We start from the raw sequence: 15,820 nt of genomic DNA on the forward strand, positions 1-15,820 counted from the left end.
AAATGGATTCTCAACTGACGCAGTCTCGATTACCAATTTCGGTAAGTCAGAGACTGTGTTTCATGATTTAAAAGGATTAAGAAAGCATGGATTTATGGAATCTTTTCTTCTTTGAAGCATTTACTCAAATAAAAAAAGCATATATATGATATAATGGTATTTGGATATTAAAAATCCATGGTTTTAATCTCTAGTTCTTGGCACTTGGAAATTTGAGTGTGGGGAATATAAACAAATCTTAGATAAGCCAATGGATGCAATTTTTTTATATTAATCGCCATCTATTCTTCTTTTATTTTTATGGCTTGGGATCTGTTATGCAGGACGGAGTTAATTCAATTCTAAGGAGTGAGATACATGTATAGAAGAAATAATACGGAAGAAATCATTCCTGAAGAAACTAAGGTGTGGGAATGTACATCAGAAGATTGCAAAGGTTGGATTCGCGATAACTTTACAAGTAATGATGAACACGTTTGTCCGCTATGTAGCAGCGAGATGAAACCCGGCACTAGAATGCTTCAAGCCATCAACAATCCGAGAAACTATTAAGTCTTTATAAAAAAAGCTGAAGGGATTCCCCTTCAGCTTTTTTTATCTTTTTGTCAATTGGATGAAACAAAAAGCAGGAAAACCAGTTAAAAGATCAGTGAATATCCTTTTTCTTGAACCTGCCCCCTCGCACTTCGGCGATATCCCCTACGGCAAGAAAAGCAGAAGGATCGAAGCTTTTAACTATATCTTTAAGTTTGGCTTCCTCGAGCCTGTTAATTACACAGAAGATGACTTTTTTGTCATCACCAGAATAAGCTCCTTCGCCAGCCAAAAAGGTAACGCCCCGTCCAAGGCGATTCATTATAGCGTCGCCGATATCATCGAATTCATCACTGATAATCCACACAAATTTTGATTCATCCAAACCGGCAATGACGATATCCATCGTTTTATAAGCTACGAAATAAGCTATAATCGAATACATGGCACGATCCCAAGAGAAAACGAAACCAGCACTGCCAAGGATGAATAAATTAAAGAACATGACAATCTCTCCAACTGAAAAAGGAATCTTTTTGCTGGCGAGAATTGCTAGTATTTCTGTACCATCCAATGATCCGCCATATCGAATGACCATTCCGACACCAATGCCAAGAATCATTCCGCCAAATGCGGACGCCAGGAGGATATCTTGAGTGAAAGCTGGTACGTGATGAAGCAATGTAGTTGTGATGGAAAGGACCAAGATTCCATACAGAGTAGATAATGCGAAGGTTTTTCCAATTTGTTTATAACCGACAAAAAAGAAAGGAAGATTCAAAATGAAAAGGAAGATACCGAGTTTCCAACCAGTAATGTAAGATAACATAATCGATATACCTGTTATGCCTCCGTCGATAACGTTATTCGGCACTAAAAAAATCTCGAGGCCGACAGCCATCAAAACCGCACCAATTGTAATTAAAAGACCTCTCTGTAAAATTTGTCTTAGCGTTAATTTTTTGTGCTGGGTCTTTTTGTGCACAATTTCAGCTGTGCTTGCACCTGCCAGGTCTGACATTATCATGCCCACCACTCCTTCTCTCTATATATGTACTATTTGATTATAAACCTATAGGTATAATTAAATAAAGGAATTAACATTCTTAATTAATATATTTCTGAATAATTATTTTGAATTTCATGACAATGAAAGCTTGTAACTGCCATGCACTTTTTATTTTACTCTATACAAAAGAATAGTATTTCTAAATTTATTGATTTTATGAAAGAAACCTGCAATTTATTTGTGAATGGAATACTCTGGAAGATATAGGGTGTAAATAAATCATTGTAAAGAAATAAAAACCTTGAGGTACTATGAATTTCCATTAAATTATAGGAAAATAGACAATGGTACGATCAAATGTATCATTAGGCACCATCCTATTTATGATTGCAGTGTATTGGAACCTACTGGTAGTGGAAACAAATGTAAACGTCTTTCGTATAGGAAGCGGCCGCTCGATGGGAGTGGCTTTTTATGTGCCAACTTGCGAACGATAATTCATGAATGTCAGAAAACAATTTTTCTACAATAATTATTTAAATGAAAATAGATTTGTGGATCCGGAAATAATGATGATGAAATCAATCGTATTAATGAGAGAGTGGAAGAATTCTTGCCATTGGCCAAACCACAGACATTGATTTTGGAAAAGAAAAATATTGAATCATCTTTCCAAACATTTTACTAACGGAACCACATTTATCTCGTAAGAGGAAATCTTCGTTCGACGTGAAGAATCGTTTAAAACAGGTTATAATACTATTCAAAATTCGGTTGTTGTATATGAGGACTTGGTAGAAGATAAACTGCATGGGGGAAGCTGGATTTGGAAAAACAAAAGCATGCTAATATTATAAGTTTGAAGGTATTTTACTTATTTTCTTTTTTTTCAGTGGGCAGTTTAACACCACTTTTAAGCGTTTATTTAACCAATGAGGCAGGTTTGTCAGGTATTGAAATAGGTACGATCATGTCGGTTGGACCGATAGTGATGATCGTTTTTCAGCCTTTTTGGGGAATTGTCTGTGATTGGAGCGGAAAACCAGCAAAAATACTGGCACTGACATCATTCCTAGCTGGTTTATTCGGGTTAGGTTACTTACTGTTTGAGCCTTATTTCCTTTTAGTATCCGTTGCAATTGCTTTGGCTATCTTTCAAAGTGCCATTATACCAATTTCAGATAGCATCACCCTTCAATATACTACAAGAATCAAATCGAATTATGGAAAAATCCGTTTATTCGGTTCACTTGGTTACGGTATCGCCGTTTTTGTAATGGGGAAGTTATCGGAATCATTAATTGGTCCATCCGTTATATTTTACGCCTTTTTCTTCGGTCTATTGATTGCGGCTCTTCTAGCTCTCCGCTTACCTGAAGAGCCTGCTCGAGAAAAGGTAAAACTTTTTAGTGGAATTAAAGAATTGATTACCATGAAACGTTTCCTTATCTTTCTTGCAATCACGTTTTTGCTTTTCGGTCCAAACCTTGCAAATAATGTATACTATGGTTTGTTTGTAGAAGCAAGAGGTGGTACATATACGGGGATTGGCATTGCGTTCCTGTTAGCAGTATTGTCGGAAATTCCGTTTATGAGAATGGCAGGCAGCTGGATTCATAAAATGGGATTGATGCCTATAACCTTATTGGCGGGAGCGGCTTCGTTGGTTCGCTGGGGTTTGTATTTTACCGAACCCAGTTTGACAACCGTATACGTGACTTCCATCATGCAAGGTTTTTCACTTGGCTTATTCATTCCTGCGGCTGTGCAATATATCCGGGAAGTCGTACCGGCCCATATAACCGTTACTGCCATAACGCTTTATTCCGCAATTGGCAATGGGTTGGGAAACTGGTTCAGTACCTTCAGCGGCGGGATTATTTTGGATAAGTCAGGGATATATGCGGTGTATTTATTTTACGCTATGCTCACATTAATTGGGATGCTGCTTACAATATGGCTCATGGGATTGGATAAAAAACAAAAAGTAATGGGAGAACAAAGCGTATAGTAGGAACCTGAGTTGAGTATCTTTTTTATAAAATTTTAGAAAGTAAGAAGCTTCTTCACCTTACAACGTGAAGAGGTCTGACTGTAGACAAACTCGATAATAATGGAGTTGAACTGCCCCGTAAATGTTAGACACCAAACTAACATTTACGGGGTGTTTTTTTAGGTTTTTAAAATTTGACCGTTGATTGGAGCGTAAGGGACTCGCCTTCTAAGGATCGTGAAAACAGACGAAATAAGCCTTTTCCACCAGAAAGTTTATCAAGGGAGGAATAAAGGAGGTTAAAAGAGTTTAACTTGATTTCATGAATCTCTTTCAGCCTTTATTACTTACTAATTGAGCTATTGAAAATGAATAGGGGACGGGAGTATCCGGAATTTTTCTTACCAAGAGCAATCAGTTTTTTTGTTTTTGGAAAAAATATGATTTAATGGAAGGTAGAGAATGAATGGAAGGATGAGTGTTTTTGAGCAAACCAAAAGTGTTGGCGGCTACCATTGTTTCAGCTTTTATCGGGCTGTTTTGTTTATTTTGCCTTGGTTGGACTATTATTGACCATTATGGGAAAAAAACTTCTGAAATGGGAGCTAATGAAACGACCCCCATTAAAAAGAATCTTCCTGATGACTTTACGGTAGTGGCGTTGGGTGATTCATTGACACGTGGTACAGGTGATGAAACAGGAAAAGGTTATGTTGGACTTGTTATGGAAGATTTGGAGAGTGAATACCATAGAAAACCGCTCATTCATAACCTCGGCATTAATGGACAAGTGTCTCAAGAATTGGTGCAGCAAGTGAAACAAACGGAAGTGAAGCGTCAAATCCAGGCAGCTGATGTAATTTTAGTTACTATTGGCGGCAACGACCTCTTTCAGAAGGGCCAGACCTTGATTGATTATGATAGGGAGGCTGCATCCGTTTCACAAAAGAAATATTTGAAAAATTTGCATGAAATTTTAAAAGATCTCAATCATGTCAATGATACAGCCACCATATTTTTACTTGGCTTGTATAATCCATTTATAGAGTTGGATGAAGACTTAGATACTAACCGCATAGTACGGGACTGGAATAATGAAACGGCAGAAGTCGTGGCTCATTATAAAAACGCGATTTTCGTACCAACATTCGACTTATTTCAATTATCGGTAAATGAATATTTGTATTCAGATAAATTTCACCCTAATAAGGAGGGGTATCGTTTAATTGCTGATAGGGTTGCTCCTTTAATAAAATGGGAGGATGAGGAACGATGAAACAGGTAACATTGTCTGTTAAGGGCTTGAAAAAAAAGATTGGTAAAAGGGAAATTATTAAAGGATTAGATTTTGAGCTGAATGAAGGTGAGGTTTTCGGCTTTTTAGGACCGAATGGCGCCGGTAAAACGACGACGATCCGCATGTTGGTCGGTCTGATTAAGCCATCATCGGGATCCATCCATATATGCGGATATGATGTGCGTAAGGAATTCACGAAGGCCATGCAGCATATGGGTTGTATCGTAGAAAATCCGGAGTTATATCCATTTTTGAGTGGTTGGGATAATTTGCTCCACTTTGCAAGAATGTTACCAAAAGTTGATGAATCAAGAATGAATGAGGTTACTGAACTAGTCGGTCTAGAAGTAAGAATTCATGATAAAGTGAAGACCTATTCTCTAGGTATGAGGCAGCGTCTAGGAATTGCGCAGGCGATGCTGAATCGTCCAAAGCTATTGATTTTGGATGAACCAACCAATGGTCTAGATCCTGCTGGAATCCGTGAAATGAGGCAATTTATCAGAAAGTTGGCTGAAGATGAAGGTATGAGTGTTCTCGTTTCTTCACACTTATTAGGAGAAATCCAGCTACTATGTGACCGGGTCGCGATCATAAAAAATGGAGAAATAATCAAAACCGATACAGTGGAAAGTCTATTATCCACACAAGAGCGGATAATTTGGAGGGTAGAACCCTTAAAAAAGGGTGTGGAAATCCTTAGCGGTTACACCGATATTACCGTAGAACAAAACTTTATCATTACAGCTTATGATGAAGTCGAAACTCCTGAATGGAATGCCGCGCTGAACCAAGCAGGGGTTAAGGTGCATGAAATGAACCGAAACCTCCCGGGATTGGAAGAATTATTTTTGCAGGTAACCGGTAGCGGAGGTGCACGCATTGAATAATTTGATCCAAAATGAAATGATGAAATTGTTGGCAAAAAAACGGTTAGTCATAATAGGTATCATCGTTGGCATTTTAGTGATGATGTTCACGTATGCACAATATAAACAAGTGAAAGAGCAGCAGGAGAAGTTAGGTACTTCTGATTGGCGTGCTGCTCTTCAACAGCAAATCATTGATACTCAAAATCGATTGAGCTCAAATAGGATGCTGGATGAGTGGCGTGAACAACTCGAAGTCAGTCTAAAGCAGCAGCAATATTACCTGGATCATGACATAAACCCCTCAGAACCAGGTGCAGCTACTTTTACACGTATGTTTTTGGAAAATGCCATTGATTTGTTCATTCCGCTACTGATCATGATTGTAGCAAGTGATTTGGTTTCTTCCGAAAATAGTCAAGGTACAATCAAACTTCTGTTAACAAGGCCAGTGGAACGATGGAAAATTTTAATGAGTAAGTATGTAACATTATTATTGTCGGTTTCGCTAATTGTGGCGATGACAGCTTTACTTTCGTATTTGTTATCGGGACTTGTTTTTGGGTATCAGGGATGGGGGGCACCCGTCATAACCGGATTTGATTTGAAGGGCGCTAATGTGGATGTCAGTCAAGTAAGGTTAGTTGCACAATGGAAATTCCTATTGATGGATTTGGGACTTGTTTGGCTGGTTGCGGTAGTAGTAGGGACCCTTTCTTTCATGCTATCTGTTTTGGTACGCAGTACACCCGCTGGCATGGGCATCATGCTGGCTGCATTAATTTCAGGGGCTATCCTGAATAATATGGTTTCATCATGGGAATCAGCGAAATATTTTTTTATGGTGAATTTGAAATTAACCACTTATATTAGCGGTACGGCTCCGCCAATCGAGGGAATGACCTTATTATCCTCCGTCATTACATTGCTTGTCTGGTGGGGGCTAGCTTTAATTGTATCCTTTGCGGCATTTACCAAAAAGGATGTTTACTAAAGATAGGCAGCCTATTAAACTATAGGCTGTTTTTTATTTTATACTTGGTATCCTTAATTAAATATCATTCAAATTGGAGGTTTATATATGGATGATCATCATCTGAATGAAAAATTCCTGCCAATGACTTCAGTTTCCAGTGGAGATATTCAGATTGTGAGGAAGATATAAATTGTCTGCCAGTCCAAATCGAATCCTGTTTGAAGCTGATGAATAATATCTTTTAAAAGGCCAACAATAAACAAGCAACTAATGAAATTTTGAAATATGGGGGGGAAATCCATGACTACACTAAGAGATATTATGACAACAGATGTTGACTGTTGCACAGCGGAAGATAATATCTATGAAGCAGCAGTCAAAATGAAGGATGACGATGTTGGAGTCATTCCTGTACTGGAGAATAACCATTTAATTGGTGTCATTACAGACAGGGATATCGTTATCCGCTGTGTGGCAGAGAAAAAGCCAAACTCGACGAGAATTACTGATGTTATTTCCACCAATCTTGTAACGGGTACTCCTGATATGTCAGTTGATGATGCTGAGGAGTTAATGGGGAATGAACAAATCAGAAGACTCCCTATAGTGGAAAATGACAAGCTCGTCGGAGTTGTGGCATTAGGAGATCTTGCTGTACACCGTCAGTCAAATTCTATCGCGGGTAATGCTTTAAGTTCTATTTCCGAGGACAGAGATCAAATTCAACACTAAAACAAAACTCTGTTAGCAAATGCTAACAGAGTTTTGTTTTTAAAAATATTTATTGAACCATCCTTTGATTTCTTCTAAATGTCGCAGACGCATTTTGGGAGATCCGCTTCGGGTAATTTCATGAGTTTCATCCGGGAAGGAAACAAGTACAGCTTCTTTGTTTTGCCGTTTTAAAGCGACAAAGAATTGCTCGCTCTGTTCAATGGGACATCGGAAATCTTTTTCACCGTGAAGTAAAAGTAAAGGAGTATTCACATTGGAAATATACTTTAAAGGTGAGTGCTGCCACAATTTATCAGCCGAGTTTATGATATCGCCGCCAATTTCCCATTCTGTAAAATAATAGCCGATGTCACTGACACCATAAAAGCTTAACCAGTTACTAATGCAACGCTGAGTTACAGCAGCCTTGAAACGGTTGGTATGACCGATTATCCAATTTGTCATGAACCCTCCATAACTTCCGCCGGAGACACCCAAATCTTCATGGTTTATAAAATCATATGTAGTTAAAACATGATCCACTCCAGCCATTAAGTCCTGATAATCCATGCCACCATAATCACCTCGGCAGGCATTTGCGAAGTCCTGACCATATCCCAAACTTCCACGCGGGTTAGTGAACAAAACAGTATACCCTTCATTAGCCAAGGTCTGGAATTCATGAACATAGGTATTGGCATACATCATATGAGGACCGCCGTGAATTTCCAAAATGAGTGGATATTTAAGATTTTCATTAAATTCGGTCGGCCTCATGATCCAGCCGTGGATGGTCAGACCATCTGCAACAGGAAAAGAAATGGGTTCAGCTATGGATAAATGTTTATTCCTTAAAAATTCATCATTCACAAAACTGATTTGTTCTTTATCTCCATTCGTAAGGTTATAAGCAAAGAGATCGCCTGGATGAGCGGGTGTACTTATGGCCACGACGGCACGATGGCTTTCGGGATCTATGGTCAGTCCATATATATGCTGTGGATCGAGGATGGATGGATACATAGCGCCCTCAATCGAACCATAATAAACTCCAGTATTTCCATAATCACTTATTAAAAAATAAAAGCCTTGGCTATCGTTTGTCCATAAAATACCGGGGTCGACTGCCCCGATTTGGAAATCCCCGATTGCGGAATCCCCGATTTCGACGTCCCACCCATCCGTTAAGCACTGAATCGTTTGATCGGATATGGAGTGCAACCAGATATTTGAAAAGGTGGCACCTGCAAATTCTTTATTATGTCCAATGAAGGAAAGATATTTACCATTTGGAGACCATTTCGGGTCTTTAAAGAAACCCGTACTATCCGTTATCTTCTGTAAAGACTTCGTTTCAAGATCCATAGTGAAAATATCAGAAGAAAAAAGTTCATCATCACTTTTTTCTGCATCCCCGCTTATGAAAGCAACGTGCTGACCATCAGGGGACCACGCATTAGGGTGATGATCAATATTATTTTCCGTTAGCAATACAGATTCGTTTTGAAAAATATCCACTACAACGAGCTGTTGATATAACTGATCGAAATAGCCTCTCCCATCCCATTTATACTTAATCCGGTCATACCGGTGTACTTCTTTAGACAAATCATTTTCCTTTACTGTATTAAGGGTTTCTCCCTCTTTTAAACCGGTAGAAAGCAACAACTTGGAGGAACATGGTGACCAAATCGGTTTGGTTACACCGTTTATGAAATGGGTCAGCTGTCGAGCTTCCCCACCAATGCTCCCAATTAGGTGAACTTGTTTTTTTCCTGATCTGTCTGATATAAAGGCGATATCCTTTCCATCAGGAGACCATGCTGGAGATGTATCACGATTATCCCCAAACGTCCATTGCTTTGTTTCATTCGTAATCAAGCTGTACATATACAGATTGGAAATGTATTTTTCTGTTTTTTCATCAATTCTCGTTTGGACATAAACCGCCATGCTGCCATCTGGTGATAGCTTTGGATCTGTCACTGATTTCAAGTGAAATAAGTCTCTTGCTGTTATCCCTATTTTGTTCATCCTTTTCACCCTTTCATTTCTCATAATTATGTATTTCGCTAAAGGGAAATATAAATCCTTTAGTAAATGGTAAACACGTAAGGTTTATTTATCAAGAATGAAAGAAATGAAAAAAATCCGGCCTTTTTTTATAAGGACGGATTAGCATGCTTCATAGGTAAAGAACATAAAATTACTCATGCATATGTCGTGTATGCGGGCGATGCGGCGGGATTTGGAAATTATGTTCTTCCATCATTTTATAATGTTTTTCAAAGTGAGATAACATTTTATCTGCTTCTTCTTTTGAAAGCGCACCAAACTCTACGTATTTTTCAATTAATTTCTTTTTGTCCGCGAGTATCTGCTTTTGGATCTTTGCAATTTCTGTTTTTTGCGCATCAGTGAATTGTACGCTTTCCGGTTTTGCCTTAGTTTCCTCTGCAGACGGCTGGTTCAGGTTAACCAAGAAAAGGGAACAGGCTGTTAAACAGATGACTAAAAACTTTTTCATGAATGAACGACTCCTTTTATATTTTCTTGTAAAGCGCTATCCTTAGGACCTTTAAAACTGATAGTCTCTTCCTTTGGAGAATTAAGTTTTTGCTGAAGGAAGATTCCTTATTTCTTTATTATCTTTTACAGGATTTACAGCTTTATGTAATATTTTTTTGGATCTCCCACTAAAGGGTTTGTGAAAGAAAGAAATGGGTAGTTTAAATGTAAGCTAAAAATATTGGAGGAACTTCTATTAAAGAAAGTTCCATTAATGAGAATAGTAAAAAGAAAGGGGAGATCATTATGCTTTGGACAATTATTGGCGCAATAATATTATTATGGGTACTTGGTTTAGTCTTTAAAGTGGCAGCAGGCTTTATACATATCTTGCTCATCATCGCGGTCATTCTCATTCTGGTCAAAGTTTTTAAAGGAAGGAGTCGAATGTAGATATACATTTGAGCCGAAGGCTTACGAAGAAACATATAGGAATGGAAAGGGCGTCCTGGATAACAGGTCGCCCCATTTTTTATACATTAAGGTTTCGGAAGGTCTCATTAGGTTAGGGTTTCCATGATAAAGTGCCACACTTCTCTACGTTAGGGAAAAATTATGAACGCTGCTATAAAGATACTGACCTGTTTGAACAGATTTTCTATCTAAGTACAGAGTCTCTTTTGTTTATTCCACACATGTGAAAATTTTAGAACAAAAAAGACTGTAGGAAAAAGGAGTTCTATCTAACTGTTAAAACAAGGTGATTGGAACGGAAGGTGCGAGACTCCTGCGGGAATACGTGTCCAAGGGAGACCCCGCAGGCGCAAAGAGCGCCGAGGAGGCTCCCGGACCGCCCGCGGAAAGCGAGTGCCTGCAGTGGAAATCAACGGTCAAATTTGAAATGCCTAAAAAAACTGTAGACAAACTCAATTATTATCCATTTTGTCTACAGTCTGGTAAACAAGTCGCCGTTTTAATTTTTCTACCGCGGCGCTTTAATCATAAGGAAGTGGCTGGCCCAGCAGTCTCTTATGAATCCAAATCGCTGCTTGGGTCCCATCGCCCATCGAAATGGTTACTTGTTCAGAGTGCGCAACGAGGTCGCCGCCGGCCCAAACTCCCTCGATATTCGTTTCTTTAGTGCGAGGGTGGACCACCACATGATTGTTTTCGTTTACCCCCACACCCAATTGTATGGCGAGTTCATTATTCAGTTTGTTCCCTTTAAAGGCAGTGAATGCCTTTTCAGCTTCAATTATTTTACCAGTTATTAATTGTATCGCCGTCATCTGTTGTTTAGCATCAACAAGAACTTCTTCAACTTCTTCTTCGAATAGGGGAATCTGGTTTTTCTTCAACTTTTCCCTGTATTGATCATCAATTTTTGATTTCACATGATTTACGTAAATGATATCTTTTGACCAATATAATAGGGTAAGGGCCATACCTGCTCCCGCATTCCCACCGCCAATAACAACAGTTTGCTTATCCATGATCTCATACCCATCACAGTCTGGGCATATATAGGTGGATGTCCCAAGCGTTGAATAAATATTTTTGATTGGAGGGATGTTATCGGTAATTCCCGTTCCGAGAAAAATCGTTTTTGCTTGATATTCCGTGTCATTCTTTGTTTTGATAAAAAACTCGTCCTGCTTTTTTTCAATAGATATCACAGTATCATTCAAGAATTCGACATCGAATTTTTCAGCGTGCTGTCTGCCCAAAGTCCTTAAATGATTGCCGCTTACCCCATCAGGCCATCCAAGGATGTTATGGTAAGCCTTGGCTATGGAAGAACGGCCCTGTGCAGAATCAATGACGAGTATACGATGTTTATATCTTCCGAGCTGAATGGCTGCCTGAATACCGGCTATTCCGCCACCAATTACTATGCAGTCTGCTTGCTTCATGAATTCACCGCCCATATAATTTAGAATAAACCTAGTGTTATTCTATCTGTAAAAAATATACCACTAGTCGTGAGCGGTTAAACAAAAGCAAGACATAAAAAAGGGAAAGTCAGCCAGCTGGCGAACTTTCCCTTTTTTCCTTTTGCCTATGCTATTGATTCTGTATTGGTTCGAGCCATTCTTGAGCCCAGTTTTGAATTTCTCTCATTACCGGTGCAAGTGCCTTGCCTTTTTCAGTTAATGAATATTCAATCCTGACCGGTGTCTCTGGATATACGTCTCTTTTTACAATACCTTCAATCTCCAAGTCCTTTAAACGTTCAGAAAGAATCCTCCCGCTGATCGGGAAGGCAGATTCAATATTACAAAACCGTTGAGGGCCATTAAGCAATTGATTGACAATCAATCCAGTCCAGCGTTTACTCAAGATTTGCATCCCTTTTTCAAATCGCGGACAAAGTGTCGTATTATTCATCATATCACCCCATATTATTATATTATAATCCATTTACCGCTTCTGTAACAGCTTTACCGATTATTATTTAGTTACTAGAGATATTATAGTATAAAAAATTTATGAACTTACTTTAAGTATCATGCGGAAAAATTATTTCTGCCTCGGAATTGCCACATTTTAAAAGAAATCTCCATAAAAAAAGGTGTTCCTTTAGAGATACTATGAGAAATATGTTACTTTATTATTGAATTCAAAGTTTTGCAAATGGAAGGATCCGTGGGAAAGATGAGTGATTTACTGCAAGAGGCCGTATCCTTTATCAGGACAAGCTATTCAGAATTGTTGAAAACGGAAGAAGAAATAACTAGTAGGATTGAACAAATCAAAAAAGAAATTAATGAAACAGACAAATATGAACATACAAATGAAGAATTAGTACATGGTGCTAAATTAGCTTGGCGGAATAGTAATCGTTGCATCGGTCGCTTTTTTTGGGAGTCGCTGCGGGTGATTGATAAAAGGTTGATTCAGAGCGAAGAAGAGATTGCATCGGCCCTTTTTGAACATATCGATTACGCGACGAATAAAGGAAACATCAGGCCTGTGATTACAATTTTTAAACAGAAAGATCATGATGAAAAAATCGATATCTGGAATCATCAGCTTATTCGTTATGCAGGATATGAGACGGAACATGGTGTAATTGGTGATTCAAGTTCAATCGAATTTACGAAGCAATGTCTTGCATTAGGCTGGAAGGGGGAATATGGTCCATTCGATATATTACCACTTGTCATCCAATTGGACGGACAAACCCCTAGTATTTTTGAAATTCCTGATGGACTGGTTAAAGAAGTTCCAATCATCCACCCGGAGTTTACATGGTTCAAAGACCTTCAAATTAAATGGTATGCAGTACCAATCATTTCTGGTATGAGACTGGAAATCGGCGGCATTACTTATTCAGCTGCACCATTCAATGGGTGGTACATGGGAACGGAAATCGGGGCGAGAAATCTTGCTGATGAAGATCGCTACAATATGCTTCCAGTAATAGGGGAGCGAATGGGCTTGGATATTAAACGAGATTCTAATTTATGGAAAGATCGAGCCTTGATCGAATTGAATGAAGCGGTCCTTCATTCGTTTAAAAAATCTGGTGTCAGCATTGTGGATCACCATACAGCAGCTAAACAATTCAAGAAATTCGAAGAAAAGGAAGCGTCACTTGACCGGAAAGTAACGGGGGACTGGACATGGTTAATTCCCCCGGTCTCTCCAGCTACGACACACGTTTTTCATAAACCGTTTAATAATGAAATAATGACGCCTAATTTCTTTTATCAAAAGCCTCCATATAAATAGGTTTACAATACGCAGCATCGGGTATATTTATATTAATCCAATTATTAAGGGGGAAGGTAATGATGGCATTAGGAAGAAATGTAGTACTACTAGGAGTCGGAGTTGCCGGAGTCTCATTTTTATCAACGAAAACGAACAGAGGAAAAGTGAAGGGTATATGGTTCAATGCAAAAGATAAGGCAATGAGCTTTTTGAATAGGAGAGCTTCAGAGCTAGACCCTGTAATTGAAAAGGCAGGTCACCCGGATCCATATGATCATGAAGATAATAAAATGGTAGATGAAGGCGCTATGTATGGTGTTCACTATTATAATCAGGCAAAGCATGGATAATTTATCAAGAATCGCTTGGGAATTCCCAAGCGATTTTTTATTTTTTCAGATAAGTCTAAATATAAAAGTGAGTATTCAAGGTGGTAAATTCGTTATTGTGCTTTAAAAGAATAAGGATTAAGATTAAAGAATCGAAAGGAAGTGGATACGAGTGAGCAGCAGTTCTTATGATCCTGAACCCAGTAAGCAAGAGGAAGCCAATATGATGCTAGAAGTCGAGACTGTTATTCTTCCTGAGTATCTGCTCGAAGAAGGTAAATAAGGCTTTCTCTATAGAAGAGGAGGTCAACGAATGATTGAAATCTACAAGACGAATGAAAACCGTCTCCTAAACAATATCGAGGAAATGACAAAAGGTTCCTGGGTGAATATTGTCGCGCCCACAGAGGCCGAAATAGAATATATATGCACAACTTTGAAGTTACCGATCAATTTTATGAAAGATCCGCTGGACGATGAGGAAAGGCCTAGAATTGAAAAAGAGGATGACAATGTTTTAATTATTGTCGACTTCCCTTATTTGACCAAGGACGAAGCTAACTTACCCATCTTTGAAACGATACCGATAGGGATGATCTTTACCAAAGACTGTTTCATTACGGTCTCTTTGAAAGAAACACCCATATTGGCGAATTTCAAAAACAATAAGATCAAAGGATTTTTCACCAATAAGAAAACTAGATTTGCCTTACAATTATTATTTGAAATTTCATCCTATTATTTACGGTACCTGAAACAGATTAACAAAATGACGAATGAAGCGGAACGTGAATTGCACCAGTCAATGAAAAATAAAGAACTTTATACCTTTTTGGCTTTGGAAAAAAGCCTGGTTTATTTTACGACATCATTGAAATCCAATCGGGTTGTACTTGATAAAATCCTCCGTTTTAATTATTTGAAAATGTATGAGGAAGATAAAGAATTACTTGAAGATGTAATCATCGAAAATGCGCAGGCAATCGAAATGGCGGAAGTGTATCTCTCGATTCTTAGTGGGATGATGGATGCATTCGCTTCGATTATCTCCAATAATGTCAATAATGCCATGAAGTTTCTAACCTCGGTGACAATAATTTTAACGCTGCCGACGATGGTGGCAAGTTTTTACGGAATGAATGTGGAACTGCCATTTGAGCATAATCCGTATGCTTTTATCTTTACTTTATTAATTGCGATTACTTTTGCGGGTACGACGGCGTTCATTTTTTGGAAAAAGAAATATTTTTAAAATTAACCGGCTTGTTAAGCCGGTTTTGTTTATTCCTCAAAATACTCTTCAAATCCTTCACTGTTAATCCGATCTGCATAAGGATTCTCATCGTTTACATTTTTGGTATCCCAATTTGTTTTAATGACTAAACGGGGGCTCTGTGATGGTTCCCCGATGATACGATCGTTCAACTCTTTAAAATCCGGTACATTCTTATTGCCTGTTTTGTTTGGTTCCAAAAAAACACCTCCATTAGTATTTTTGCAATAAATGATGTGGTGTATTCATGAATATTCTTAGGTTTGGGGAGGATAATGGGACAAAGGAGGAGATCATGATGACAAAATGGAACGAGCAAGCAGCTCCCGATAATAACTTAAAAGCAAATGATATAAACCAGGATGAAGCAAAGAAAACAAAAATGGGTTCAGAAACCATTGATGGTGATCAATTAAATGATGTGAAGATCCAACAGGAAATCATAAAACAAAATATATGAAAGTAGCGTATTGGCGATGAAATAACATTGGATTGCATAAGAAAACGCTTGGCAGTAACCAAGCGTTTTTGAGTATCATGTATTTGTCAGAATTTTCATCAAAAACCAGAATTTCCATGTTGGGTTTAAGGATTCTTTTTT

Annotated in this window: 18 protein-coding genes; 12 read left to right on the top strand and 6 right to left on the bottom strand. The window is 38.4% G+C overall.

Features of this window, described 5'->3' with window-relative positions; all coding sequences use genetic code 11:
• Nucleotides 1-357 precede the first annotated feature (357 nt).
• Nucleotides 358-552, top strand: a complete 195-nt coding sequence (locus tag LQ203_RS03005; RefSeq protein ID WP_034307294.1) for a cold-shock protein — start codon at nt 358-360, stop codon at nt 550-552.
• Between the two features lie 94 nt (nt 553-646).
• Here the strand turns inward: LQ203_RS03005 and LQ203_RS03010 are convergent, their stop codons facing one another.
• On the bottom strand, nt 647-1,561 hold the full coding sequence (locus LQ203_RS03010; RefSeq protein ID WP_230155549.1) for a YitT family protein: 915 nt from the start codon (nt 1,559-1,561) through the stop codon (nt 647-649).
• A gap of 326 nt (nt 1,562-1,887) precedes the next feature.
• Between LQ203_RS03010 and LQ203_RS03015 the strand changes: the two genes are divergently transcribed.
• From LQ203_RS03015 to LQ203_RS03040, 6 genes are all read left to right on the top strand, one after another.
• The gene (locus LQ203_RS03015; RefSeq protein WP_230155551.1) at nt 1,888-2,040 is read left to right on the top strand and encodes a hypothetical protein; all 153 of its coding nucleotides are present in this window, start codon (nt 1,888-1,890) and stop codon (nt 2,038-2,040) included.
• A 329-nt stretch (nt 2,041-2,369) separates the two neighbouring features.
• Entirely contained in the window at nt 2,370-3,554 is a 1,185-nt protein-coding gene (locus LQ203_RS03020) for an MFS transporter (RefSeq protein ID WP_230155553.1), read from the top strand.
• Between the two features lie 466 nt (nt 3,555-4,020).
• Nucleotides 4,021-4,812 carry an SGNH/GDSL hydrolase family protein gene (locus tag LQ203_RS03025; protein ID WP_230155554.1) on the top strand — a complete coding sequence of 264 codons (792 nt, stop codon included), beginning with the start codon at nt 4,021-4,023 and terminating at the stop codon, nt 4,810-4,812.
• Nucleotides 4,809-5,723, top strand: coding sequence for an ABC transporter ATP-binding protein (locus tag LQ203_RS03030; protein WP_230155555.1), 915 nt, complete (start codon nt 4,809-4,811; stop codon nt 5,721-5,723). The genes LQ203_RS03025 and LQ203_RS03030 overlap by 4 nt, the downstream gene beginning before the upstream one ends.
• Nucleotides 5,716-6,696, top strand: a complete 981-nt coding sequence (locus LQ203_RS03035; protein ID WP_230155556.1) for an ABC transporter permease — start codon at nt 5,716-5,718, stop codon at nt 6,694-6,696. The genes LQ203_RS03030 and LQ203_RS03035 overlap by 8 nt, the downstream gene beginning before the upstream one ends.
• Before the next feature lie 282 nt (nt 6,697-6,978).
• Complete coding sequence (locus LQ203_RS03040) at nt 6,979-7,410, top strand: CBS domain-containing protein (RefSeq protein WP_230155557.1); 432 nt, start codon at nt 6,979-6,981, stop codon at nt 7,408-7,410.
• A gap of 39 nt (nt 7,411-7,449) precedes the next feature.
• Here LQ203_RS03040 and LQ203_RS03045 read toward each other — a convergent pair whose 3' ends face one another.
• A complete protein-coding gene (locus LQ203_RS03045) occupies nt 7,450-9,426 on the bottom strand; it encodes a S9 family peptidase (RefSeq protein WP_230155558.1) in 1,977 nt (658 codons plus the stop codon).
• Nucleotides 9,427-9,598: 172 nt separating this feature from the next.
• Nucleotides 9,599-9,919 carry a YckD family protein gene (locus LQ203_RS03050; RefSeq protein WP_230155559.1) on the bottom strand — a complete coding sequence of 107 codons (321 nt, stop codon included), beginning with the start codon at nt 9,917-9,919 and terminating at the stop codon, nt 9,599-9,601.
• A gap of 287 nt (nt 9,920-10,206) precedes the next feature.
• On the opposite strand from LQ203_RS03050, the gene LQ203_RS03055 reads away from it, so the two are divergent.
• Nucleotides 10,207-10,353, top strand: coding sequence for a lmo0937 family membrane protein (locus LQ203_RS03055; protein WP_230155562.1), 147 nt, complete (start codon nt 10,207-10,209; stop codon nt 10,351-10,353).
• Between the two features lie 542 nt (nt 10,354-10,895).
• On the opposite strand, the gene LQ203_RS03060 is transcribed toward LQ203_RS03055, so the two are convergent.
• Both LQ203_RS03060 and LQ203_RS03065 read right to left on the bottom strand, forming a co-directional pair.
• Nucleotides 10,896-11,813 (bottom strand): NAD(P)/FAD-dependent oxidoreductase, encoded by a 918-nt coding sequence (locus LQ203_RS03060; protein ID WP_230155563.1) that lies wholly within the window; start codon nt 11,811-11,813, stop codon nt 10,896-10,898.
• A 151-nt stretch (nt 11,814-11,964) separates the two neighbouring features.
• Complete coding sequence (locus LQ203_RS03065; protein ID WP_230155565.1) at nt 11,965-12,288, bottom strand: winged helix-turn-helix transcriptional regulator; 324 nt, start codon at nt 12,286-12,288, stop codon at nt 11,965-11,967.
• 267 nt (nt 12,289-12,555) lie between these two features.
• Here LQ203_RS03065 and LQ203_RS03070 point away from each other — a divergent pair, with 267 nt between their 5' ends.
• The 3 genes from LQ203_RS03070 to LQ203_RS03080 all read left to right on the top strand — a co-directional run bounded on the left by LQ203_RS03070 (nt 12,556) and on the right by LQ203_RS03080 (nt 15,198).
• Nucleotides 12,556-13,635, top strand: a complete 1,080-nt coding sequence (locus tag LQ203_RS03070) for a nitric oxide synthase oxygenase (protein WP_230155568.1) — start codon at nt 12,556-12,558, stop codon at nt 13,633-13,635.
• Between the two features lie 59 nt (nt 13,636-13,694).
• On the top strand, nt 13,695-13,967 hold the full coding sequence (locus tag LQ203_RS03075) for a hypothetical protein (protein WP_230155570.1): 273 nt from the start codon (nt 13,695-13,697) through the stop codon (nt 13,965-13,967).
• A 292-nt stretch (nt 13,968-14,259) separates the two neighbouring features.
• Nucleotides 14,260-15,198, top strand: coding sequence for a magnesium transporter CorA family protein (locus tag LQ203_RS03080; RefSeq protein ID WP_230155572.1), 939 nt, complete (start codon nt 14,260-14,262; stop codon nt 15,196-15,198).
• A gap of 29 nt (nt 15,199-15,227) precedes the next feature.
• Here the strand turns inward: LQ203_RS03080 and LQ203_RS03085 are convergent, their stop codons facing one another.
• Nucleotides 15,228-15,419 (bottom strand): hypothetical protein, encoded by a 192-nt coding sequence (locus LQ203_RS03085; RefSeq protein ID WP_230155574.1) that lies wholly within the window; start codon nt 15,417-15,419, stop codon nt 15,228-15,230.
• Between the two features lie 95 nt (nt 15,420-15,514).
• Between LQ203_RS03085 and LQ203_RS03090 the strand changes: the two genes are divergently transcribed.
• Nucleotides 15,515-15,679: a hypothetical protein gene (locus LQ203_RS03090; RefSeq protein WP_230155576.1), complete on the top strand. Its 165-nt coding sequence runs from the start codon at nt 15,515-15,517 to the stop codon at nt 15,677-15,679.
• Nucleotides 15,680-15,820: the final 141 nt, after the last annotated feature.

It is taken from the genome of Peribacillus sp. Bi96 (assembly GCF_918698115.1).
Classification (GTDB): domain Bacteria; phylum Bacillota; class Bacilli; order Bacillales; family DSM-1321; genus Peribacillus.

Bases quoted from the DNA above. Each gene is read 5' to 3' on its own strand.
- LQ203_RS03010 (WP_230155549.1), bottom strand. From the start codon at position 1,561: ATGATAATGTCAGACCTGGCAGGTGCAAGCACAGCTGAAATTGTGCAC.
- LQ203_RS03045 (WP_230155558.1), bottom strand. From the start codon at position 9,426: ATGAACAAAATAGGGATAACAGCAAGAGACTTATTTCACTTGAAATCA.
- LQ203_RS03040 (WP_230155557.1), top strand. From the start codon at position 6,979: ATGACTACACTAAGAGATATTATGACAACAGATGTTGACTGTTGCACA.
- LQ203_RS03015 (WP_230155551.1), top strand. From the start codon at position 1,888: ATGGTACGATCAAATGTATCATTAGGCACCATCCTATTTATGATTGCA.
- LQ203_RS03075 (WP_230155570.1), top strand. From the start codon at position 13,695: ATGATGGCATTAGGAAGAAATGTAGTACTACTAGGAGTCGGAGTTGCC.
- LQ203_RS03005 (WP_034307294.1), top strand. From the start codon at position 358: ATGTATAGAAGAAATAATACGGAAGAAATCATTCCTGAAGAAACTAAG.
- LQ203_RS03090 (WP_230155576.1), top strand. From the start codon at position 15,515: ATGATGACAAAATGGAACGAGCAAGCAGCTCCCGATAATAACTTAAAA.
- LQ203_RS03065 (WP_230155565.1), bottom strand. From the start codon at position 12,288: ATGAATAATACGACACTTTGTCCGCGATTTGAAAAAGGGATGCAAATC.
- LQ203_RS03060 (WP_230155563.1), bottom strand. From the start codon at position 11,813: ATGAAGCAAGCAGACTGCATAGTAATTGGTGGCGGAATAGCCGGTATT.
- LQ203_RS03050 (WP_230155559.1), bottom strand. From the start codon at position 9,919: ATGAAAAAGTTTTTAGTCATCTGTTTAACAGCCTGTTCCCTTTTCTTG.
- LQ203_RS03080 (WP_230155572.1), top strand. From the start codon at position 14,260: ATGATTGAAATCTACAAGACGAATGAAAACCGTCTCCTAAACAATATC.
- LQ203_RS03055 (WP_230155562.1), top strand. From the start codon at position 10,207: ATGCTTTGGACAATTATTGGCGCAATAATATTATTATGGGTACTTGGT.
- LQ203_RS03070 (WP_230155568.1), top strand. From the start codon at position 12,556: ATGAGTGATTTACTGCAAGAGGCCGTATCCTTTATCAGGACAAGCTAT.
- LQ203_RS03030 (WP_230155555.1), top strand. From the start codon at position 4,809: ATGAAACAGGTAACATTGTCTGTTAAGGGCTTGAAAAAAAAGATTGGT.